The organism is Gloeobacter kilaueensis JS1 (assembly GCF_000484535.1).
Taxonomy (GTDB): domain Bacteria; phylum Cyanobacteriota; class Cyanobacteriia; order Gloeobacterales; family Gloeobacteraceae; genus Gloeobacter; species Gloeobacter kilaueensis.
In genome coordinates this window covers 642,431-664,649 of record NC_022600.1, presented here as the reverse complement: position 1 = coordinate 664,649, position 22,219 = coordinate 642,431, and the positions used below count along the sequence as shown (strand labels likewise).

Annotated in this window: 17 protein-coding genes; 7 read left to right on the top strand and 10 right to left on the bottom strand. The window is 58.4% G+C overall.

What is annotated here, in order from left to right; translation table 11 throughout:
• Positions 1-39: 39 nt before the first annotated feature.
• Positions 40-2,973: an endonuclease/exonuclease/phosphatase family protein gene (locus tag GKIL_RS22215; RefSeq protein ID WP_051382632.1), complete on the top strand. Its 2,934-nt coding sequence runs from the start codon at positions 40-42 to the stop codon at positions 2,971-2,973.
• 46 nt (positions 2,974-3,019) lie between these two features.
• Here GKIL_RS22215 and GKIL_RS02935 read toward each other — a convergent pair whose 3' ends face one another.
• Together GKIL_RS02935 and GKIL_RS02930 are read right to left on the bottom strand one after the other, a co-directional pair.
• Positions 3,020-3,250, bottom strand: coding sequence for a VOC family protein (locus tag GKIL_RS02935; RefSeq protein ID WP_023171894.1), 231 nt, complete (start codon positions 3,248-3,250; stop codon positions 3,020-3,022).
• Positions 3,251-3,355: 105 nt separating this feature from the next.
• Positions 3,356-3,574, bottom strand: a complete 219-nt coding sequence (locus GKIL_RS02930) for an addiction module protein (RefSeq protein WP_041244283.1) — start codon at positions 3,572-3,574, stop codon at positions 3,356-3,358.
• Between the two features lie 287 nt (positions 3,575-3,861).
• Between GKIL_RS02930 and GKIL_RS02925 the strand changes: the two genes are divergently transcribed.
• Complete coding sequence (locus GKIL_RS02925) at positions 3,862-4,755, top strand: glycosyl hydrolase (protein ID WP_023171892.1); 894 nt, start codon at positions 3,862-3,864, stop codon at positions 4,753-4,755.
• 242 nt (positions 4,756-4,997) lie between these two features.
• Here GKIL_RS02925 and GKIL_RS23255 read toward each other — a convergent pair whose 3' ends face one another.
• From GKIL_RS23255 to rimP, 4 genes are all read right to left on the bottom strand, one after another.
• Positions 4,998-7,022, bottom strand: a complete 2,025-nt coding sequence (locus GKIL_RS23255) for a Z1 domain-containing protein (protein WP_023171890.1) — start codon at positions 7,020-7,022, stop codon at positions 4,998-5,000.
• A gap of 53 nt (positions 7,023-7,075) precedes the next feature.
• Positions 7,076-8,404 carry a DNA cytosine methyltransferase gene (locus GKIL_RS23250; protein ID WP_187293873.1) on the bottom strand — a complete coding sequence of 443 codons (1,329 nt, stop codon included), beginning with the start codon at positions 8,402-8,404 and terminating at the stop codon, positions 7,076-7,078.
• A gap of 371 nt (positions 8,405-8,775) precedes the next feature.
• Positions 8,776-9,921, bottom strand: a complete 1,146-nt coding sequence (nusA, locus tag GKIL_RS02910; protein ID WP_023171888.1) for a transcription termination factor NusA — start codon at positions 9,919-9,921, stop codon at positions 8,776-8,778.
• Between the two features lie 28 nt (positions 9,922-9,949).
• Entirely contained in the window at positions 9,950-10,423 is a 474-nt protein-coding gene (rimP, locus tag GKIL_RS02905; protein ID WP_023171887.1) for a ribosome maturation factor RimP, read from the bottom strand.
• A gap of 104 nt (positions 10,424-10,527) precedes the next feature.
• On the opposite strand from rimP, the gene GKIL_RS02900 reads away from it, so the two are divergent.
• From GKIL_RS02900 to GKIL_RS02890, 3 genes are all read left to right on the top strand, one after another.
• A complete protein-coding gene (locus GKIL_RS02900) occupies positions 10,528-11,952 on the top strand; it encodes an aminotransferase class I/II-fold pyridoxal phosphate-dependent enzyme (protein ID WP_023171886.1) in 1,425 nt (474 codons plus the stop codon).
• A gap of 237 nt (positions 11,953-12,189) precedes the next feature.
• Positions 12,190-12,669 (top strand): Dps family protein, encoded by a 480-nt coding sequence (locus GKIL_RS02895; RefSeq protein WP_023171885.1) that lies wholly within the window; start codon positions 12,190-12,192, stop codon positions 12,667-12,669.
• A 58-nt stretch (positions 12,670-12,727) separates the two neighbouring features.
• Entirely contained in the window at positions 12,728-13,417 is a 690-nt protein-coding gene (locus GKIL_RS02890) for an SDR family oxidoreductase (protein WP_023171884.1), read from the top strand.
• Here the strand turns inward: GKIL_RS02890 and GKIL_RS22210 are convergent.
• Positions 13,414-15,312 (bottom strand): PAS domain-containing protein, encoded by a 1,899-nt coding sequence (locus GKIL_RS22210; protein WP_023171883.1) that lies wholly within the window; start codon positions 15,310-15,312, stop codon positions 13,414-13,416. The genes GKIL_RS02890 and GKIL_RS22210 overlap by 4 nt on opposite strands.
• Positions 15,313-15,544: 232 nt before the next feature.
• On the opposite strand from GKIL_RS22210, the gene GKIL_RS02880 reads away from it, so the two are divergent.
• Together GKIL_RS02880 and GKIL_RS25165 are read left to right on the top strand one after the other, a co-directional pair.
• Positions 15,545-17,557 carry an elongation factor G gene (locus GKIL_RS02880; RefSeq protein WP_023171882.1) on the top strand — a complete coding sequence of 671 codons (2,013 nt, stop codon included), beginning with the start codon at positions 15,545-15,547 and terminating at the stop codon, positions 17,555-17,557.
• A gap of 529 nt (positions 17,558-18,086) precedes the next feature.
• Positions 18,087-19,697 (top strand): hypothetical protein, encoded by a 1,611-nt coding sequence (locus tag GKIL_RS25165; RefSeq protein WP_023171880.1) that lies wholly within the window; start codon positions 18,087-18,089, stop codon positions 19,695-19,697.
• On the opposite strand, the gene alr is transcribed toward GKIL_RS25165, so the two are convergent.
• From alr to accD, 3 genes are all read right to left on the bottom strand, one after another.
• Complete coding sequence (gene alr, locus GKIL_RS02860) at positions 19,694-20,869, bottom strand: alanine racemase (protein ID WP_023171879.1); 1,176 nt, start codon at positions 20,867-20,869, stop codon at positions 19,694-19,696. The two genes, GKIL_RS25165 and alr, sit on opposite strands and share 4 nt — an antisense overlap.
• 91 nt (positions 20,870-20,960) lie before the next feature.
• Positions 20,961-21,245 (bottom strand): DUF3067 family protein, encoded by a 285-nt coding sequence (locus tag GKIL_RS02855; protein WP_041244280.1) that lies wholly within the window; start codon positions 21,243-21,245, stop codon positions 20,961-20,963.
• 13 nt (positions 21,246-21,258) lie between these two features.
• Positions 21,259-22,170 carry an acetyl-CoA carboxylase, carboxyltransferase subunit beta gene (accD, locus tag GKIL_RS02850; RefSeq protein WP_023171876.1) on the bottom strand — a complete coding sequence of 304 codons (912 nt, stop codon included), beginning with the start codon at positions 22,168-22,170 and terminating at the stop codon, positions 21,259-21,261.
• Positions 22,171-22,219 lie beyond the last annotated feature (49 nt).

Sequence of the window (22,219 nt, the reverse complement as noted above, 5' to 3'; positions counted from 1 at the left end):
GCCGGAATCTCGCTACGTTCTTTGATGGAGATGCCTCCTGTGATCGTCCGAAGCTTTTTTCCTAAAACCGCCCGTCTGCTCGTCAGCACTCTGCTGGCTGGAACGCTCCTGCTGAGTGCATTGCCTCCGGCGCGGGCCTTTAGCCAGAACCCGGCGACGGTTTTTATCAACGAGATTCACTACGACAACACCGGCACCGACGCCGGTGAAGCGATCGAGATTGCAGGCCCGGCGGGTACGGACCTCACCGGCTGGTCGATCGTGCTCTACAACGGCAGCGGCGGCGCGGCTTACACGACGACTCCCCTGAGCGGCACCATCCCCGATCAGCAAAATGGTTTCGGGACGGTGTCGGTTTCTTATCCCAGCAACGGCATCCAGAACGGTGCACCCGACGGCATCGCCCTGGTCAATGCCGGTGGCCAGGTGATCCAGTTTTTGAGCTACGAAGGCACATTCACCGCCGTCGGCGGCCCGGCGGATGGCCTGATTTCGACGGACATTGGCGTGAGCGAGACCGGCAACGAACCGCTGGGCCTCTCGTTGCAACTGACTGGCAGCGGCTCGGTCTACCAGGACTTTAGCTGGAACGCGCCTGCTGCCGCGAGCTTCGGTCAGCCCAACAGCGGCCAGAACTTTGGTGCGCTCTCCACTCCGGCTTTGGGCGTGAGCGTTACGCCCTCCAGCTTCAGCGAGGCCGCCGGGGCCGGGGCCGCCACGGGCACGGTGAGCCGCACCGGCAGCACCGCCGCCGATCTGAGCGTGACGCTCACCAGCGCCGACACCAGCGAAGCGACCGTACCGGCTTCGGTGACGATTCCAGCCGGGGTTTCTTCTGCGACCTTCAGCGTCGCTGCGGTGGACGACACCGAAGCTGACGGCAATCAGACTTTTACGATCAGCGCCGCTGCCAGTGGCTATACCAGCGGTTCGGCCACGATCACGGTGATCGACGACGAGACGGTGACGCGCATCCACGACATCCAGGGGGCGAGCCAGACTTCTCCTAAAGTCGGTCAGACGGTGACGAACGTGCCGGGGATCGTGACGGCGGTGCGCTCCAATGGCTTCTACCTGCAAGATCCGAATCCGGATAGCGACGATGCCACCTCCGAAGGCATCTTCGTCTTTACCTCCTCCGCTCCCAACGCTTCGATCGCTGTCGGGGCCGCCGTGAACGTCAATGGCACCGTGAGCGAATTCATTCCGGGCGGAGCGAGCACCGGCAACCTCTCGACCACCGAGATTACCAGTCCCACTGTGACCGTCGTCTCGACCGGCAACCCGCTTCCTGCTCCCACGGTGATCGGGATCGGCGGGCGGGTGCCGCCCACCCAGGTGATCGAGGACGACAGCTTTGCCGTCTTCGATCCTGCCTCCGACGGCATCGACTTTTACGAAAGCCTCGAAGGGATGCTCGTGCAGGTCAACAATGCCGTCGCCGTCGGACCCACGGCTGTCTTCAGCGAAGGCACGACGGGCGAAAACCGCGAGATTCCTCTGCTGCCGGACGGCAACGGCAGCCCGCGCACCGCGAGAGGCGGCATCTACATCACCCCCACCGACTTCAACCCCGAGCGGCTCATCGTAGGGGACGTGCTCAATAGCTCCGTACCCGACCTGCCGGCGGCGAACGTCGGCGACAGCTTCCCTGGCGCAATCGTAGGTGTCATCGACTACAGCTTCGGCAACTTCAAGCTCTACACCACCGGCGCTGTTCCCCCGCTCAGTCCGGCCAATCTCGCCCGCGAGGTGGCAGCGGTTGCCCAGCCGGAGGATCTGAGCACCGCCACCTTCAACGTCGAGAACCTCGATATCGGCGACGGTCAGGCCAAATTCGACAGCCTGGCAGCGGCGATCGTGGGCAACCTCCGTTCCCCCGATATCCTTAGCCTCGAAGAAGTGCAGGACAACGACGGCCCCACCGACGACGGCGTGGTGGACGCTTCGCTCACCCTCGATACGCTGGTGAGTGCGATCACGGCTGCCGGTGGCCCGGCCTACCAGTACCGGGTGATCAACCCGGTCAACGACCAGGACGGCGGCGAGGGAGGCGGCAACATCCGCGTCGTCTTCCTATTCAATCCGAATCGGGTGAGCTTTATCGACCGGTCCGCCCCGAGCGGCACCGATCTTTCGACCACTGCCGTGAGTGCCGTGAATGGTCCCACCGGCGCTGAATTGTCCTTCAGCCCTGGCCGCATCGATCCGACCAACCCGGCTTTTAACAGCAGCCGCAAACCGCTCGCGGGTGAATTTCTCTTCAACGGCCACAAACTGTTCGTCATCGGCAACCACTTCAACTCCAAAGGCGGCGACACGCCCCTCTTTGGCAGCAGCCAGCCGCCGGTATTGAATTCTGAGCCGCAGCGCATCCAGCAGGCCACCGTCGTCAACAGCTTCGTCCAGTCGCTGCTTGCTATTGACCCCACTGCCAACGTCGTCGTCCTGGGCGATCTCAACGACTTCCAGTTCTCCACCCCCCTCGCCACCCTCCAGCAGGGCGGCATCCTGAACGATCTGATCACCGGCCTGCCCGAAAACGAACAATACAGCTACGTCTTCGACGGCAACTCTCAAGATCTCGATCACATCCTGGTGGGCAACACCCTCCTGCCGGTTGCCAGCCTCGATGTCGTCCACATCAATTCTGAATTTGCCGATCAGGTGAGTGACCACGAGCCGCTCCTGTCCCGCCTCAACCTGCCGGTGACACCGCTCAGCGTCAGCGCTATCAGCCCGAACCGGGGACCGGCAGGCACCCAGGTCACAATCACCGGCACCGGCTTCGTCCCCGGTGAGACGACTGTCAGTTTCCGAGGCGGAGTGGTCGTCTCGCCGGTCGCGGTGAATGGGGCAGGTACCGAGATCACCCTGACCGTCCCAGCCGGTGCCCGCACAGGCAAAGTTCTCATCCAGACCAGCGCCGGCAAAGTGACCAGTCCTGGCCGTTTCTTCGTGACGCGCAAGTAGTGCGGGCAGGCAGCCTGCTGGACTTCAAAAGTGAACCTGTCATCGTCTACTGCGGGCCTTTTTCGTTCCGCATACGGTAAAACGTGAGGCGGTGGCCGTCAGGATCGACCGCATCGAATCCTTCGCCCCAGCCCATCTGCTGGACATCGCCGACTTCGATCGCCTGCTCTTTGAATCGCTGTCTTACGGCCTCGACATCCTCGACAGCGAACCCGAGTTCCACACTATCGGATATGCCAAAGGCAGCACCTGGAACAGAGGCATCCTGAAGTGTCAACGTGCAGCCTCCAGCGTCCAGCAAAATAAAGGTCGGAGGTAGTTTATTGCAACTGTATAGGATTGATAGGCATCCTCCTGCGCTTCCGGCGTGAGGATAATGGCCTTAGTCATGCCGTTCGACAATCTGGCGTTGCACCTCATCCCATGAACGACCAGCGGCAGGGTTGGCCTGATAGGCTGCCTTTCTGCGATCAAGCTCTGCCTTCTGCCATTGCGTCAGCGGAATATCCTCCGGTCTTAGGCTGTCCCAGAGGTCCTGCACCAGCAGCAACCGCTCAGAGGGGCTGAGCTTGAGCAGATCTACATGGTCAGAGTCAAACATATCCATCACTATGTTGTTTGCTTTTGTTGTATCCCAAAACTATGCCCCGCTCAATCTGTTGCTTTTCGTCCGCGCCTTTAGAAAGCCATAGACGATTCCGTTAAAATGTCTTGATTCTGGACACAGTTGCCTCCGAGCGGCTGATCCATCGAGCCAACGTTCCCACACTCCCTCCCCGAAATAGAGGATTTTCCTTTAGAGCAATCGAAATAGTCGGGCAGGCGACTTTTTTGGGGGCGGTGCTGCCTTTAAGCTGAGTCTGCAACATCTTCGCGAGACATACATTTATGCAAGCCATTCGTGCCTTGCTGCTTTTTAGCTTGCTCTGCATCTGGCCTATCATGCCGGTTCAAGCCGGATCTTTCATCCACGGCGTCTTCGCAGGCTACGAGACAAATATCGATACGGCCAATACGCCCATGCGCCGAGACGGGATTACTGCCGTTCGGCTCTGGACCGATATTGCCTGGAGTAGTTTCGATCCGAACGAGGCTTCCTTTGAGCAGGCCGTCGCCCTCAAATCCCTTGGCTACAAGGTGACGCTACTGTTGCAGACGAGCGCCGTACCCACCTACCAGCAGGCAAGAGCCTACTTCGACTGGGTGCAGACGGTGCCCGGTCTCAAGGACGCCGTCGATAACTGGGAGATCCTCAATGAACTGAACAACAGCCAGTACTGGGCCGGGAATGCCCAGCAGTACGTCGATAACGTGCTCAAAGCGGCCTGGGATTCGTTTCATCCGGCGGGCGAAAAAGTTGTCGGAGCCTCGACTACCGCCTGGCAGGCCGACAGCAGCGGTGTGTACGGCTGGAAGACGACCTACAACCAGGCGCTGGTGGACGCGGGCTACCTGAACTACGTCGATTACGCCAACGTCCACCCCTACACGAATACGACGGACGAGATGGAAAGCTGGCTTGCGGCTATCGCTCCCATATATGGCAGCAAACCAATTCTTGCCACCGAATTCAACTTCAAGCGGATGAACGACTGGAACGAGTGGGCGGATGCCCTCAAGAGCGTCTATCCAACCATCTACAGCACCCTGGCCGGTGTGTTCTACTACCGGCTGTTGCAGTCGGGCAGCGAAGGGGGCTGGCCGGGGCTGCTCACGACCGACTACCAGCCGCAGCAACCCTTCTACCAGACCTGGAAGCAACTCACACGCTACCAGCCTTAGTGAAACACTCACTACTACAGCCGCTTCTCGTTCTGCTTACGATTTCGTTTTCCATAAATTAGCATAGTAGCAGTAATATCCTTTTGACGTAATATCGAGCAGAATAGAGTATCATTGGGAAATGCTGAGCCAATCAAATGGCGCTTCATTTCGAGCCTCGATGGACGCTATAATTAAAAAATCCGTCGGCAGCTTGTCTGTCGATTTCTTCGTATTCTTCCACTAAAACCATTTTTAGTAATCTAAGTGCTATAGTTAGCAGCGAAAACATAGTTCCCATTAGGAAAACGAACATTTGGAACCCAAAATGGCACTCCATGCCAGCCTCCAGGATTTGTTGAAGGATGGTGAGCTTGACCAGTAAGTCTGAAAAGAAAAATGGCGGGCGAGTTCGGATTAATGCCAAATGGTGGGTTGCCTACACCGCCAGGCATAATACTACCAATCTGCCGGTAGCCTCTTGATCGAGCTTTGAATATATTTGCGGCCCTGTTTACAATGACTAAATTAGCACTATTATTGTAGTGCTGGAGATCATTTCGCAAATCTTGCACGGCTAGGCGAATAAGTTGATCTTCCCATGCACCAGAAGATGAAGGGACACCAAACTTAAAGTTTAAGATTTGGAGCATAAAATCGATTGTGACGTTATAAATTTGCTGAATTGCATACGGAGCAAGCAAGTTATCCAAATCAGTTGTCTGATTACCTAGATCTGCTGGAGTGGAATAGGGCGTAGACGGGAAATACTCACTGCCTGCAATATACGCACCTAGCTCGACCGTATTTCTATTTAATACATTAGCGCGGCTAGGCCGAATACCAGTATTCAAGGGTAGAACAGGTATTGCTGCATGAGTATTTCTACATAGCTCACGTAACTTATTGTCAGCTTGATGAATGTCATAAAATCTTTGTGCAAGAACCTCGGGAATGAAAATTCGTATAGCTGCCAGATCGGACTGCCTATAGCCATACATACGAGCGTGTTGTAAAACCGTATCCATCTGTGGATGTTGTGCATCTCTTCCGTAGTAAGTAATCAGCAAATTTTTAACCGTCACTCCACGGCCTATCTTTGTAGCTCCAATGTATATAGTATGTTTTCTAATAGGATTTGGCTCAACACCCCCACCAGTTCTTGCGTTAATTTCAGCAACTGTTGTTGATGCAATTAGCCGTCGAATTTCCTGAACTATACTTGGAAGAGATTGTAGGTTCTGAAAAGTCCTTTGCAAATCTGCATATGCATTTAATAAACCTTGTTGAGTCTGTTGTGAGAGACTATTAGTGGCAAACTCATTTAATAACTGATTAACGAAGTTACCTACACTTTGACTCGCTATGGCATGATCCTGTTGACGCAGGCTCGTATGGAGTAAATAAGTGTAATTCTTATCATTACCAGCCAATCTGAGAGCAGCAGCACCGGCAAAAAATAAGTATAACGACTGAGCTACGGTTTGCGGAATAGTATTATTTTGTCGCAACAGATCGACATCGATATCAGGCACAATTCTTATATAATTCGAATTCATAAAGTTATTATTACCGAAAAATATGTTTCCTCCAGTATAGTTATGTCCAGGAGTAGTAACGACCACAAAATTTGGCCTAAACAGATTGTTTACATCCTGAAGAACAAGAGCTTGAGGGGTTGCCGTTGTCTGGATAAATGCATATGATGTAAGCCGACTTCTAAGACGAACAATTCCTTGGTTGACACCACTGGGAGGCCTTAATACATTAATGTTTGTATTCAAACTTGCTTGGTCAGCTTCATCATCAATAATTGCAAAAGTTGAATTGATACGTCGAGAATTCTGAAGAGCGCTATCCAAGCGACGCAAAACCGTAGAGTTCTTTGATGCAACAAAAATCAGCGGTACTGTAAGACCAATACCACTGCCAACATTAAAGTTTGATTTATTATAAACTACAGCACTATTCATCGCTTGCTGAATACGCTGCAATGTTTGCTCGTATAGGTCATTTAGGTCTGATGTAAAAACAATAAAATTCTGCATTCCATTGTCGATGGCATGAGCAATAAACGCTAGAATAACTGCGGTCTTACCACTTTGAATATTGCCATATATTAGTCCTTGGGTGCTACCGGGAGTGTTTAATGGTTGACAGAAGTTAAATACATCAATGGCATCACTCAATATAGTTTGAAAATCATTAGCAGAAATATTTTCTGCTTGTGCTAAAAATTGTCGAAGTTGATTTACGTTACTGCCATTCGAGATATTGCCAGTAAACACCTAAGTTCTCCTTTCGCTTTTGAGAGTGATGGCCTGACTTTGAGCGATTTAAGCTAAAGAGTAAGTATATACTTTGCGATTGCTTTTATAAGAAGAAAGCTGACTGCATTTGCAAGCTGCTGTTGTTTGTGCATTAGTGTTGTACCTCTTTTAGTTGCGACTCCACAAAATACAAACCAGTCGGGAAAGGATTGCAAACGAGTTGCCTCTCTTAAAGATAAGCCTCTATCTTGAGCTGGATGTATTAACATGCTTTTCCTATAGTTTCCAATCGTTATAGATGGTTCATCCCATTTGAGCCTTCTATAAATGTTGCTGTGGGTTCGTTCTAACTTCGAATAATTTGTCATCATATGTTGAATATCAGACCAATTACCACCCTCAGGAATATTCTTATATCTTTCCAGAACATAATCGGCCTGTTTTGAGACGATATGACCTTCAATAACTCCTGGTTGCGAAAATTCTCTCGCTTCATTTAGAAAAACATTTAGTGCCAAATCTTGCTGGCGAGGATTTTTATAATCTTGGAATAATCTTCCCTCACCATTTTCAACTTTAGGCAAGTCTGAAATGGCATCTCGAACAGTGACGAATTTTTGAGTGGTTATTGGGCCATGAGTTGGAAAAGGAAATGGTCCCCAGTTTCCGAAACTATCCTCTGTGTAACCAAGTGACTGGTCAAGTGCGAGTAAGAAAAAACGGTTGCGATGTTGAGGAACTCCGTACCAAGCAGCGTCTAGAACTGAAGGAAACAAGACATAACCTGTTTTTGCAAGCTTGCGAGTAATATGTTCCACAACTCCTAGCTTATTTTCATGATGATTCGATCTTGGCGTCCATAAGATTCCTTGAACGTTTTCCATTAATATTACTTTTGGATTAAGAGCAATTGCGAGTTCAATAAAGTTATTGACGAGTTTGTTATATGGATTGTTAGGGCTCCAAGAGTTGCGGTTGGCTTGTGAAAAACCTTGACAGGGAGGACCACCAATAAGTATATCTACGCCGCCATACCTCTGCACTTGAGATACAACAGACTCTCTACCAATCGCAGTTGATAAGTCGGTAGGTGCAATTTCACTTGGAAATGGCTCATTTATAAGTACTTTTGCGTGCTCCTTCCAATAACTGTAATTTGTAAAGATACTTTTGATGCAAATTGGATCACATTCACTCGTGTGAACTATTCTACAAGCAGTTTTTTCAGAACTCGACATTAGAAATCCAAGGCCCATTCCCCCAGCACCAGAGAATAGTTCGACGACCCGTAATTCGTTGCGAGAAGCAGCCAAGACCCCTCTAGCGTTATTCGCTGTTTCATACATTCCTTGATCTAGCAATGCAAGAACATTGAGCTGCTGATCTTGAGCTTCTGCCAAGGTAATGTTTGCACGATACTGGAAATGTATCTTGGAACCAGGACGACACAAGAATTGTTTCATGCGTGGGAATTACATGTCGGATAAGGATTTCTTGCACTATATATTGTGTGACACCCACTTGTAAACCCTATGAATTTACAAAAGTGTTGTTACGGCAAAGCCAGCCATTGGTTGGTCGATATTAAAATAAGGGTTCTCAAATCTTCGCAATCTGCTGATTTGCGCAAAGCAAATATTTTATGCTTGTCTCATAAGTTGTGATTGCAAGCTTGTTTGCTTCGATCCGCTTGAACAAGTATCAGCGTGTGGATACCGTCAGGTGGGAGAAGCCACCTGACGGTACCTGACAGTAGTTGAATCTACCGTCCTCAGTAAGCCTCGACGCTGTATTCGGACGACTTTTTGATGTCTATTTTCCAGCCGGTGAGGCGGGCGGCGAGGCGGACGTTCTGGCCTTCTTTGCCGATGGCAAGCGAGAGCTGGTCGTCGGGGACGATGACGTGGGCCTGCCGGGCATCGGGATCGACGAGGCGCACCTGCACGACCCTGGCCGGGGAGAGGGCGTTGGAGATGTAGGTGGCCGGGTCCGGCGACCAGCGGATCACGTCGATCTTTTCGCCGCGCAGTTCATTTACGACTGCCTGGATGCGCGAACCCCGCGCCCCGATGCAGGCACCGACCGGATCGACGTCGCGTTCGAGGGTATCGACGGCAATCTTGGTGCGCGGGCCGACGGTGCGCGAAGGGGGGTTTGCCTCGCGGGCCACCGCCACGATCCGGACGATCTCATCTTCGATTTCGGGGACTTCGTTGGCAAAAAGATAGACGACCAGACCGGCGTCGGCGCGGGAGACCAGTAGTTGCGGGCCCCGGCGGGAACCTTCCCAGACTTTGCGCAAAAAGACTTTGAAGGCGGAACCGATGCGGTAGGGCTCGTTGGGCAACTGCTCGTTTTTGGGTAGCTCCGCTTCGACCTCGCTCTGGCCAAAGCCGCTGGAGACGGCACAGATGACCGAGCGGCCCTCGAAGCGCATCACCCGCGCCTGCAGGACGGTGCCCTCCAGTTCGCGGAATTCTTCTTGAATCAGTTTGCGCTGCTGGTCGCGCAACTTTTGCGAGAGCACCTGCTTGGTCTGGATGGCGGCCATCCGGCCAAAGTCGCCCTTTTCGGGGGTGACATCGACGACGACCGTGCCGCCAGGTTCGGCGTCCGGGGCGACCTCGCGCACTTCTGCGAGGGCGATTTCTTGGTCGGTGTCGTTGACGGTCTCGACGATCGTCTTGGTGGCAAGAATGCGGAAGCCCTCGCGGTCGGTGTCGAGTTCGACGATAAAGTTATCGAAAATCAGTTCGTCGCCCGTCTCGCGTGGGTCGCGGTAGGTCTTGCGAAAGCGCTCGTAGCCTTTTTTGAGGGCTTCGACGAGCGCTTCTTTGACGGCATGTTTGGGTAAGTTCCGCTGCCGGCTGATCGTTTCGATCTGCTGATTGATGCCGGGCAAATAGATCATTGACACGTTTGACTCTCCTCAGACTATGTAGTTGTCAGGACGAATGGGAAGCGTGGATCAACTGCACCCGCGCCACCTGCTCGCGCGGCAGAGCGACGCGCCGCCCACCGACGGTGAAATAGACGTTCGCCTCGTCGCGCTCAAGTAACCTTCCCTCCCACTGCTTTTTGCCGCCCACCGGTGCAAAGGTCTTGACTATGACGGCAAAGCCGCGAAAGGCGACAAATTCGCGGTCGCTCGTGAGGACGCGCTCGACACCGGGGCTTGAGACCTCGAGGTTGTAAGCGCCCGCAACGATGTCCTGAGCATCGAGGCGCGCTTCGAGGGCGCGGCTCATCCGCTCGCAGTCGTCGAGGCCGGTATCGCTGGTGGGATGACGAATATCCACGCGCAGGGTGGCGGGCCTGGTATGGGTCTGGAAGGCTACCGCCACCAGTTGTAGACCCAATTCGGCGGCTAATGGCTCCGCCAGTGCCGTTACCTGCTCGACGATATCGTGGGGTTTCATGCCATTAAAAAAGTGGGCCTTGAACCCACTGCGACCGCCCCGCCAGTACGGGAATATTCTGTGGATATGACATGTATTGTGCCACAGGCGACAGGATTTCGGTGATGGGCGCACCACTGTGGGAGGCGCTCTGCCGGGCTGCTGCCTCAGTGGGCAGCGGCTTTCACACGCCCGGCCACAACGGCGGCACCGGGCTACCGGAACCGCTCAAGTACTGGCGCAACTGGGGCGCACTGGATCTGAGCGAACTGGAAGGGCTGGACAACCTGCACGCTCCGGTCGGGGTGATCGCCCAGGCCCAGCAACTGGCCGCCGAAGCCTGGGGGGCGGAGCGAAGCTGGTTTTTGATCAACGGCTCGACGGTCGGGATCGCCGCGATGCTGCTCGCTACTGTGGGGGAAGGCGACACGGTGCTCTTGCCGCGCAACTGCCACCAGAGCGTCCTGCACGCCCTGGTGTTGTGCGGGGCAAAGCCGGTGTATCTCGAAGCCAGTTGGGACAGCACCTGGGAGCTGAGCCACGGGCCGACCCTGGAGAGTGTGGAAGTGTCCCTCGCGAGTTATCCAGAGGCGCGGGCGGTGCTGGTGGTCCATCCGACTTACTTTGGAGCCACAGGCGAAGTGGCCGCGATCGCCCGCGCTGTCCACGCACAAGGTATCCCGCTCCTGGTCGATGCTGCCCACGGTGCCCACTTTCGCTTTCACGAGGCGCTGCCGGTCTGTGCCCTTGCAGCCGGTGCGGATGTGGTCGTTCATTCGGCCCACAAGACGCTGCCGGCCCTCACCCAGGCGGCGCTGTTGCACCAGCAGGGAAGCCTTGTAGATCCGGGTCGAATCGAGGCGGCCCTGCGGCTTTTGCAGAGCACCAGCCCCAGCTACCTGCTCATGGCCTCGCTCGATCTGGCCCGCGCCCAGATGGTGAACTCAGGACACACCCTGCTCGCCGGGGCGCTGGTTCTGGCCGAAAAGTTGCGCGCCCACCTGCCTTTTGCGGTTCTGGCGATGGAACCTGACCGGCCCGTGCCCGGTCTTGCCGCCCTCGATCCGACGCGGATCACGATCGACGTCGCCGGTTGCGGCTGGAGTGGCTTTGCCGCCGAGGCGTGGCTGAACCAGGAGGCCGGAGTGCGGGCGGAACTGGCCACCCACCGGCACCTGGTCTTTATCCTCAATACAGCCCACGGGCTTCTGGACATCGAAAAGTTGCGCTCGGCGCTGTTTGCCCTGGCGGCAGAGCCGGCCCCGGCTGGGGCTTTGCTGAGCTGTCCGGTGCCCCGCCCGCGTCCTGGGGAACAACGATTGACCCCCCGCCAGGCGTTCGAGCGCCCCCACCGCCGACTGCCTCTGGCCCAGGCGATTGGCTGCACCAGCGCCGCTGCCGTCTCTGCCTACCCGCCCGGTGTGCCGATCGTTCTGCCCGGCGAAGCGATCAGCGCCGAGGCGGTCGATTATCTGCTCGCCCTCACTGCCGCAGGAGGGGAGATCGTCGGCCTCGATCCCCAGGGACGATTGGCCCTCTGTCTTGACTAAATCCTAATTTAGACTTATTCTAAATAAAGAAGTTTGAGGTTAGCAGGAGGCAGACGTGGCAGGACGTTTTCTTGCTCTGTGCCCGCAGGTGCCCGGCGCTGCCCTCGTCGCGTATCTTGAGTATAGGTTTCGCCGTAATCCATCCTGGTTACGGGTTTTGAGCTGGGCGCTGCCCCTGGCTGCAATCGGCCTGTTTTCTTGCCAGGCATCACATATCTAACTTTTGGAGGGGAGACAATGACAACGACACTCCAGCCGCGTTTGACCGAACTGGTGACCGCGCTCAACCGCGAGCAGGCGAACGCCCTGGTTTTATACCTCAACTACAAGAAGTACCACTGGCTGAGCTTTGGCCCGCTGTTTCGCGACTATCATCTGTTGTTCGACGAGCACAGCTCCCAGGTGCTCGATACGATCGACGAGCTGGCGGAGCGCAGCTTGATGATCGACGGCAAACCCGTGGCCGATCCGGCGAAGTACCTGCCCACGGCGACCGTCAGAGCGAGCGAGGGTGAGCTGTCGCTGCGCGAGATGGTTCAGGAAGCGCTCATAGCCCACGAGGTGATCATCGCCGAGATGCACAAGGACGCCGAGGCGGCCACCGAGGCCGGTGACATCGGCACGGCGGACGTTTATACCCGGCTGGTGCAGACCCACCAGAAGCAGCGCTGGTTCCTCAAGGAACTCCTTCAGAAAGGCGACAACCTCGTCAGCTGAGGTCAGAATCGATCCTGAGCCCCCGGATGGGGGCTGTTCGCCTGATGAAGGAGGCACCATGTCGATTCTGGTTGTAGGGGCCACCGGTCAGACCGGCAGGCAGATCGTCCGTCGCCTCAGGGGCCAGGGGGAGGTGCCAAAATTGCTGGTGCGCTCGCGGGAGAGGGCTGTGGAGCTTTTTGGCGACAGCGTCGAGATTGCCATCGTCGATGTCGCCCAGCCGGGGACGCTTGTCGGGGCACTGACGGGTGTCGAAACGCTCATCTGTGCGACCGGCACCCGCAGCGGTTTTGGCGGCAACGGCGCGCAGCAGGTGGACTACGAAGGCACCCGCCACCTGATCGATGAAGCGAAGCGAGCAGCCGGGGTGAAGCGCTTCGTGCTCGTCAGCTCGCTCTGCGTCTCAAGGCTGTTGCACCCGCTCAACCTCTTTGGCGGCGTGCTCCTCTGGAAGAAAAAGGCCGAAGATTATCTGATCGCAAGCGGCCTTGATTTTACAATCGTCCGTCCGGGCGGCCTGCGCGAGGGCGGCGGCGGCAACGAGATTATCGTCCGGCCCGCCGACACGCTCTTTGAAGGCACCATCGACCGCGCCGACGTTGCCCGCGTCTGCGTCGAAGCGGGGGCCGCTCCCGAAGCGGCGGGCAAGATCGTCGAGATCGTAGGCGGACCTGGCCAGGGCCAGCCGTCGCTTATTCCCCTTTTGGCTGCCCTGCCGGTGGTGCGCGCCGAAGTCCAGCGCGCTTAGCTGGGGCGCTTGAGGACGACCGAGAGGTGGGTGCCCTGCCCCGGTGCGCTGTCGATCGTGAGGCGCGCTGCGATCTGCTGGGCGCGCTCAGCCATGCCCACCAGCCCAAAGCGCTCTGGACGGTGAGCGTGGGGATCGAAGCCCCGGCCATCGTCTGCGATCGAAAGATGCACCTGCTCGGGCCTATAGGCCAGCAGAACGCGCACCTGGCGGGCCTGGGCGTGCTGGAGGGCGTTGCTGAGCGCTTCGGCGGCGATGCGCAGAAGGTGATGCTCGACATCTGGAACAAGTGGGTAGGGCGTGCCCTCGATCTGACAGTCGATCTGAACGCTGGTATTGAGGCTGGCCTGGGCCAGCAAAGCCTCCAGGGCAGAGTCGAGTCGGTTTTCTTCGAGCTGCTGCGGCCTGAGCGCCTGCACCGAGCGGCGCGCCTCCGCCAGGCTCTGGCGGGCAAGCTGGCGGGCCTGCTCGATGTGCTGGCGCTGTTCGTCTATAGCTGCCGTATGGGGGTCGAGGGCCGCCTGCAACTGGATGACGATGCCTGCCAGACTCTGCATCAGCGTGTCGTGCAGTTCGCGAGCCATGCGGTTGCGCTCTTCGAGCACCGCCGAGTGCCGCTTTTGCTCAGCCAGGCGCGTCAGCTGCACCGCCAGCGTCGCCTGGTGGGCGATCGCCTGGGCCAGCTCGATTTCTTGAGCCGTGTAGACCCGAGGCTCGTTGTCGCAAAAACTGAAAGCACCGATCACCTGCTCGCCCAGCACAAGCGGCACCACCAGCTTGGTCTGGACGCCGCGCGCGGCGGCCCAGCGCCGAAAATCATCCCACAGTGGCCCCTGTCCCCCCTGCTCCAGGGCGGCGATGTCTTTGAGCTGGTAGGGGCGGCGCTGCACGTAGACCTGCTGGTAGCACTCCTGTTCGCGGGCGAGGGCGAGGGGAATGCCGCGCGCGCCGGGATGGTCCGGCTGGTCGGCCCCCATCCAGATCCGCCCCTGGTAGCTCGTAAAGTGCATCACCGATAGATCGTGCTCAAAGTCGGTGAGCCAGAATTCCGCCAGAGGCGCTTTGAGCTGGGTGGCGATCGTCGTAAGCACCTGGCCTAAAAAACTGTCGAGGGTGGGATTGGCCGCCAGAGTGTTGAGGGTCGTGACCAGCGCCTCGATCTGACCGCAGGCGAGCTGCTCGGCGTGTTTGAGGGCGCTTACGTCGTGGTAGACAAGGGCAAGGGCGTTTACACTGCCGTCTGGATCGCGAATCGGGCAGAGAATTGCCTGGAACCACTGCTGACCATTCCCCCCGTGGGCGATCGGGGGCAAAGTCGCCGTCTCACCGGCAAAAGCCTTGAGCACCTGCGGCAGCCAGCCCGAGGCGATCAACTTTGGATCGCCCAACAGCGAATAAGAAGGATCTTCAAAGTCTTTTTCGCCCCACAGAAGGCGGGCGGCGGCGTTCGCCTTCAAGATCCGGCCATCGGCTGCAAAAAAGACGATGGGCGGCAGCGCCTGCTCAAAAAACAGTGAAGCGTATTCTTCGACCGCTGCCGGTTCCTCGACGATCGCCTCAAGGCTGACTGCCAATGCCGCCCCTCCCAAAGGCACGCAGCTGTAGCGGGCCTTGAAGGTCGTGCCGTCGCGGCGGGTAAAGCGGGCGGTACCGGTGGAAGGAGGATCCTCTTCACTCAAAACAGCGCTGAACAGACGACCTTCGCCTCTGGCAAGCACCAGGCGTGTCAGGCACTGGCCGAGCAACTGGTGGACGGCATAGCCAAACAAACTCGCCGCTGCCGGATTGATGTAGCTGCACCGCCCCCGGCCATCCAGGCAAAAAATTGGTGCGGCAACAGCATCGAGTAGCCGCTGCCCATCCGCGTCTGCGATCGGATCGTGTCTGACAAACATACCGCCCGGTCCTCGTTCGGCTGTTCATTACAGTCTACAGGGCTGCCCTGCTGCTGTGGGCGGCGTTGAGGCTCAATCTCGAAATCGCGGATGTGTTCTTCGTAACGTTTTGCACCATTTTGGCTGGGACAATTGGAACTCCGGATACGATGCGGAAACGATTTTCCAATGGTTGAATCCGCAACTTCAGGCCGGGTTCCGTTTATTTTCTTCATGAATTTGCGTGACGCTTATGAACAACAACGTGAGCGCGCAATGGCGCAGCATTGCAATCGTCGGTCCTTACCAGAGTGGCAAATCGACCCTGCTCGAAAGCCTGCTCTATGTGACCGGTGCGATCAGCCGCAAGGGGAGTGTCGTCGATGGCAATTCGGTGGCCGACGGCGTCGCTGAGGCCCGCAACCGCCAGATGAGTGTCGAGGTGACGGCAGCCTTCAGCGAATACCGGGGAGCCCAACTGAGTTTTCTCGATTGCCCCGGTTCGGTCGAATTTGTGCAGGAGAGCTGGAACGCTCTGGTAGGCGTGGATGCTGCGATCGTCGTCTGTGAGGCGGAGGTGACGAAGGTGCTCACCCTCGCTCCTTTATTGAAGTTTCTCGACGACTGGCAGATTCCCCACGTCCTGTTTATCAACAAGATGGACCGAGCGAGTACAGCCGTCAAAGAAGTCCTGGTGGCTTTACAGTCCGTCTCCAGCCGTCCCCTCGCCCTGCGCCAGTTCCCGATTGGCCAGGGCGAACGTTTAAGCGGGTTTATCGATCTGGTAAGCGAAAAAGCCTGGCAGTACCACCCCGGTGGCCCCCCCGACCCGATCGCCCTGCCGGAACATCTGCGCTCGGAGGAGCAGGCAGCCCGCGAGGAACTGCTAGAAGTGCTGGCCGAGTTCGACGATCACCTGCTCGAAGAACTCGTCGAAGAGATCGCCCCGCCCGAGGAGGAAATCTGCACCGGCCTCAAGCACGACCTCGAAGCCGACTTGATCGTGCCGGTCTTTTTTGGAGTTGCCTCTCAAGATTTTGGGGTGCGGCCCATGCTCGCCGCTCTGCTCGAAGAGGTGCCCGCCGCCCTCTGCACGGCGCGCCTGCGGGGCGTCGAGCCGGGCGGGCCGGTCGTCGCCCAGGTGCTCAAGACTTACTACACCCCCCAGAGCGGCAAGCTGTCGCTGGTGCGCATCTGGCGCGGCAGCCTGAGCGACGGCATGACCCTGGGCAGTGTACGCATCGGCGGCCTCTACCGGCTGTGCGGCCAGCAGCAGACTCCATTGCAGTCGGCGGGGGCAGGAGAAATCGTTGCCCTCGGTCGCATGGAAGGAATCAAGACCGGCGACAGCCTTTCGACGGAGGCGATTGCCCAGCTGCTGCCAAAGGCAGAACGGATTGTTCCACTTTTTGCTCTGGCTATCTCGCCTGAAAAGCGCGCCGACGAGGTCAAATTCAGCGCCGCCGTCGGTAAGCTGCTTGAGGAGGACCCCTCCCTCGACTGGGAACAGAACGCCAACACCCGCGAGGTGCTGCTTTGGGGTCAGGGTGAGATTCACCTGCAAGTCGCCCTCGATCGCCTGCGGCGCAAGTACAACCTGCCCATGCAGGCGCGCCTGCCCCAGGTGCCTTACTGCGAGACGATCCGCCGCTCCTGCACCACCCATGGCCGCTACAAGCACCAGACCGGCGGCCACGGCCAGTTCGGCGACGTTCACCTCGACATCCGGCCTTTAGCGCGGGGCGACGGCTTTCAGTTCTCCGAGACGATCGTGGGCGGCGTCGTGCCCCGCCAGTACATTCCGGGGGTCGAGACCGGGGTGCGCGAATCGCTCGAGCGCGGACCCCTGGGCTATCAGGTGGTCGATGTCGCCGTCGTGCTCACCAACGGTTCCTACCACACGGTCGATAGTTCTGAGCAAGCCTTCAAGCAGGCGGCCCGCATCGCAATGAACGATGGCCTCTCCCGCTGCCAGCCGGTGCTCCTTGAGCCGATTGTCGAGTTGTCGGTCTTTGTGCCTTCAGAGTTTACGGCCCGTGCTCTGCGGCTTCTAAGCGGCAAGCGCGGCCAGATCCTCAACTACGAGGGCGACGCTACCCGCAAGGACTGGGACCGGATCAGCGCCTATCTGCCTCTGGCGGAGATGAACGGTTTTACCGTCGAGTTGCGCTCCCTGACTCTGGGGGTGGGCTGCTTTGCGTGGCGGCGCGCCCACCTGCAGGAGGTGCCTGAGAAGCTGGCGGAGCGGGTGTTGACGAGGACTTAAGGGCCGTTCCCCCACCTCCCCATACCCCCCTGCCCCCCTCTCCCCTCCTTCCCCGGCGGGGGAAGGAGGGGAGAGGGGGGTTCACTGTAACTGGGCTGCAGAGGGGCTAAGTGAAGTCAGTTGCAGAGTTGTCTTACTCCCCTCTCCCACAAGGGGTGAGGGGCCGGGGGGTCAGGTTAACGGGGGTCAGGGTGAGCAACAAATGGACAATCGGTAGTGCAAAGTGAATAGTTTTCGAGCTGGCCAGCTATCGAAATTATCGTCAAGATAAAGACGGCGACACAGCGGGGTCAACTGTCGCCATTCGTTCTATTAGTATTCAGTTCTTGCTCACTGTCATAGCGCCTGACAGTGACTCGTTGCTGTGCGAATGTCGGTGACGGTGTAGGCGCACACAAAATCAACAGCCCGCCATCGCTGGGGTGTAACGAGTCTGTGCAATAAACCAGAATCGGGCCTGCAGAGGCTTGTGGTCGAGATTGTTCGGCCATCTCTTTGCGCTGCCTGCTTCTTTACGGAGATTCCTCCCATGAAGTGTTATAAAGCCACTCCAATCGCTGGCCTGCTCTTGATCGCCCTTGCCTCTCCACTGCTGCCGGTGGACTCTGTCCAGGCTGCATCCCCAACTGTGAAAAGCTCTGTCGTTCGTTCCCCTCTACGCACCCAATCGGTCGATGGTCCGGTAGCTGTGCTGCCCGTTAGTTTTGCTCCAGAAAGCGCTCTGGGCGAGTTGAATGTCAGTAGCGGCACCATCAGCTTCGATACCAGCACCGGCACCTACTCGATCAATGGTCTATTGCAGCCGGGAGTGGCTCGTGCTGTTCCACTGTCTGTTGTCGTGCCGGGCATTGAGCCGGGCGAAACGCCAGCTGTCTTCGTCTACGACTTCTCGAACATCTACATCGCTCCTGGTGTAACAGTGACCGCGAGCGGCGATGGAGCTGTAATTCTCACTTCCGGCAATACAGCTTACCTGGGCGGTACCTTTGCCCTCAACGGCCAGCCGGGTCAGGCAGGAGGAGAAAATGCAAGCGGTGGGGGCGGAGCCGGTGGCGGTGTACTGCACGTATTCGCCAAAGGCGATCTCGAGCTTGCTGGGAGCATCGACGTGAGTGGCGGTTCCGGTGGAGCCAGCTCCCAACCGCTCGGGACGAAGATGGGCGGTTTTGGCGGCGTCGCTCGGGCCGGTGGTGCTGCTGGTGGCAAGGGCAGCTACGCCTTCGCTGGTGGCAAAGGCGGTGACGGTGGTGCGGGTCTGCCCATCCGCAACGGTCGTGGCCGGATCATCGGCAACGCTGGTGGTGGCGGTGGCGGCGGTGGCGGTGGTTATGCCGGTGCTGCCGGGAATGGAGCCGTTTTTGGCGGAGCCGCTGGTGGGGTTGGGGCGGCAGGCAAATGTCCTGCTGCTGTGGCTGGCGGAGCTGGCGGAGCTGGCGGTGTCCTCGGTGCCAGTGCTGGCGGCAGAGGCGGGGCAGGCGGTGCTGCCCCGAACGGTGGTGTAGGAGGCAAGGGCAATGCAGGTAATGCATTTGGCGGTGGCGGCGGTGGTGGCGGTGGCGGCGGAGACAAGTGCGTCCGGATAATCCTTCCCATTCCTCCTGGTTTTCCCCCTATTCCCATCGATGTTCCCATCCCTGCTAAAGGTGGCGCAGGTGGCGCAGGCGGCGGCGGTGGCACGCCTGGTCAGCCTGGTCAACCTCAACCAAAGGCAAACCGGGTAGCACGGGCCGCCCTCAATTCCACCACGCCTGAACTGACCGGTGGGGGCGGCGGCGGTGGAGCGGTGGCTCTGGGCAGTGAGACAGGTGTGCTCACCTTCGGTGGCCAGGTCGTCAGTACCGGCGGTCTTTCCGCTGAGGATGTTGGTGGCACCGGATCGCTGCTACTGATTGCAGGTGACTCGACGCGGCTGAACGTTCTGCCGGGAGCGCAGTACAACGGTCAGGATCCACTTACGAACGGAGCCGAGTTCACCAGCAGTCTGAGTCTCTCGGACTACTTCCCCTCCGGCGGGGGTGGCGGCGGCGGTGCCGGTGGCCCAGGCGAAATCATCTACTACAGCGACGATCTTCCCTGCGACACCAAGGTACTTACCTCCTCTGCGGACGCTGCTATCTGCCGCGTTTTAGAAGAGCACTAGACCGATTCCTCGCTCCTGGCCCCCTCTGGGGGCCGGGGTGAGGGGCTGGCGGCGCGCACGATACGCGGCAGGCGGTGCTTGAATCCACAGACAATTTCGTAGGCGATCGTCTCAAGCCGGGTTGCCCAATCGTCCGCGCCAATTGTCTCGGCGGCGTCGCTGCCGATGAGGGTCACGATGTCGCCTTCGCGGGCCTGGGGAAGTTGGCTGCAGTCAATCAGCAGTTGATCCATCGTGATTGTGCCCACCTGGGGGACGCGGGTGCCGTGCAGCAGCGCTTCCATCCGGTTCGACAGACGCCGGGGCACACCGTCGGCGTAGCCGATGGCGACCGTAGCGAGGCGGGCATCTTTTGTGGTGCGGTAGGTGTGGCCGTAGCTGACGCCGGTGCCGGCTGGAACATCCTTGACCTGGGTGATACGCGCCCGCACCTGCATGACCGGCTGCAGCGGAACAGTCTGGCAGAAGATAGGGGCAGGATAGAGGCCGTAGAGGGCCATGCCGACGCGCACCAGATCGTAGTGCAGGCTGGGATCGCCCAGGGCGGCGGCGGAGTTGGCGAGGTGGACGCAGGCGGGCCGCAGGGCTTCTTGTTTGAGAGCGGCAAGTACCTGCTCGAAGCGGCGGTGCTGCTCGGCGAGGGCGGCAGAATCCGGTTCGTCGGCAGTCGCCAGATGGGAGTAGAGCGAGGCAATCTGCAGTTGGGGCTGGCTGCGGGCCAGACGAACAAAGGCTACCGCTTCGGACCAGGGCGCTCCCAACCGCCCCATGCCCGTGTCGATCTTGAGGTGGATTGGATGGGGGCGTGCCAAGTGCTCCCCACAGACGAGCACCTGACGCGGGGTACACAGGGTCGGCTCCAACCGCCAGTGCGCGACCGCTTTGACCTCGGCGGGAGTGTGGATGGGCGAGAGTACGACGATCGCGCAACCCAGGCCCGCCTCCCGGAGCTGGATGCCTTCTTCGAGGGTGGCGACTCCCAGACAGTCGGCACCGGCGGCGAGGGCCGCTTCACCGGCTGCCACAGCACCGTGGCCGTAGGCGTCCGCCTTGATAACCGCCAGCAACCGGCAACGGCCTGCGAGGCGTGAGCGAATATGCTGTACGTTTTGCCTCAATGCATCGAGATCGATTTCGACCCAGGCCCGGCGGGTCGCATCCAGTCCGTTCATCCCCTCACACCTGTGCGATGTCGGTAAGTGTAACAGGAGAACTCGACAGGACAAATCTCCTGGGAAGATGAATTTCGAGCCGCTGTTGCGCTTATTCGACTTCGAGCGCAAAGGAGACGGCCCGACCGATGCGGGGCTTCTCGCGGGTGCTCATGAGAAAGTCCACCACCTGCTGCTGCACACCCAGTTCGCTCAGATAGGCGCTGATGCGCTCTAAGCGCGCTTCGTACTGGTCCTCGCTCAGAGCAAAACTGCCCTGGCCCAGGTAGCGCCACATCACCTGCAGGTACAGTCGTTCGCCGCGCCGGAAGATCTGCAGGTCGTAGGAGCGCCCCCACTTGCGCTGCAGCAGATCGTGCAGTTGAGCGCCAGTCAGTGCCATAGGACAATCAGTTTTCGCTGAGGGTGGCCGGTTGGGACAGGGGGCGCGCAGTCTGGGGGGCGCTGCCGGTGTGCAGTTTGACAAGCTTGATCAGGGTCGGACGCAGTTGAGAGCGCTCGACGATGCGATCGATAAAGCCGTGCTTGAGCAAAAATTCAGAAGTCTGAAAACCTTCCGGCAGCTTCTGGCGCAGGGTCTGCTCGATCACCCGTCTACCGGCAAAGCCAATCGTCGCCTTCGGCTCAGCGAGGATGATGTCGCCCAGCATGGCAAAGCTCGCCGTCACACCGCCGGTGGTCGGGTGGGTGAGAACAGAGATAAATAGTTGCCGATGGGCGCGGTGATTTTGCAGAGCGGCGCTGGTGCGGGCCATCTGGACGAGCGAGAGCACCCCTTCTTGCATCCGCGCTCCGCCGGAGGCGCACATCAGGATCACCGGACGGCGCTCGGCGGTGGCCCGCTCGACTAAGCGGGTGATGCGTTCGCCCACGACCGAACCCATGCTGCCGCCCATGAAGCGAAAATCCATGACGCCCAGGGCAATCGGCGATCCGTCCAGCCGGCCCAGGCCGGTGAGGATGGCGTCGGAGAGCCCGGTCTTTTCGCGGGCCTGCACCAGGCGCTCGGAGTAGCTTTTTTTATCGACGAAGTTGAGCGGGTCGTTGGAGAGCAGATGCTCGTCGGTGGCAATCCAGCTGTCGGGGTCGATTAACTGCCGGATGCGCTCGGGGGCCTGGACGCGCTCGTGGTGGCCACAGTCCGGGCAGACCAGCAGGTTGAGGTGAAAATCTTTGGTGTAGCGCAGGGCAGAACAGCTGGCGCACTTGGTCCAAAGACCGTCAGCGATCTCGCGCTGGCGCTGCTCCTTGCGCAACTGGCCCGTCTTGCGCCGGTCCTTAAACCACTCGATCAAGTCCATCCAGGCACTCCAGGGTCCGGGCGCAGGCAGGCCCAGATTGTGAGGCTAT

Bases quoted from the DNA above. Each gene is read 5' to 3' on its own strand.
- GKIL_RS02930 (WP_041244283.1), bottom strand. From the start codon at position 3,574: ATGTTTGACTCTGACCATGTAGATCTGCTCAAGCTCAGCCCCTCTGAG.
- GKIL_RS02925 (WP_023171892.1), top strand. From the start codon at position 3,862: ATGCAAGCCATTCGTGCCTTGCTGCTTTTTAGCTTGCTCTGCATCTGG.
- rimP (WP_023171887.1), bottom strand. From the start codon at position 10,423: ATGAAACCCCACGATATCGTCGAGCAGGTAACGGCACTGGCGGAGCCA.
- GKIL_RS02900 (WP_023171886.1), top strand. From the start codon at position 10,528: ATGGGCGCACCACTGTGGGAGGCGCTCTGCCGGGCTGCTGCCTCAGTG.
- GKIL_RS02895 (WP_023171885.1), top strand. From the start codon at position 12,190: ATGACAACGACACTCCAGCCGCGTTTGACCGAACTGGTGACCGCGCTC.
- GKIL_RS02890 (WP_023171884.1), top strand. From the start codon at position 12,728: ATGTCGATTCTGGTTGTAGGGGCCACCGGTCAGACCGGCAGGCAGATC.
- GKIL_RS22210 (WP_023171883.1), bottom strand. From the start codon at position 15,312: ATGTTTGTCAGACACGATCCGATCGCAGACGCGGATGGGCAGCGGCTA.
- GKIL_RS02880 (WP_023171882.1), top strand. From the start codon at position 15,545: ATGAACAACAACGTGAGCGCGCAATGGCGCAGCATTGCAATCGTCGGT.
- GKIL_RS25165 (WP_023171880.1), top strand. From the start codon at position 18,087: ATGAAGTGTTATAAAGCCACTCCAATCGCTGGCCTGCTCTTGATCGCC.
- alr (WP_023171879.1), bottom strand. From the start codon at position 20,869: ATGAACGGACTGGATGCGACCCGCCGGGCCTGGGTCGAAATCGATCTC.
- accD (WP_023171876.1), bottom strand. From the start codon at position 22,170: ATGGACTTGATCGAGTGGTTTAAGGACCGGCGCAAGACGGGCCAGTTG.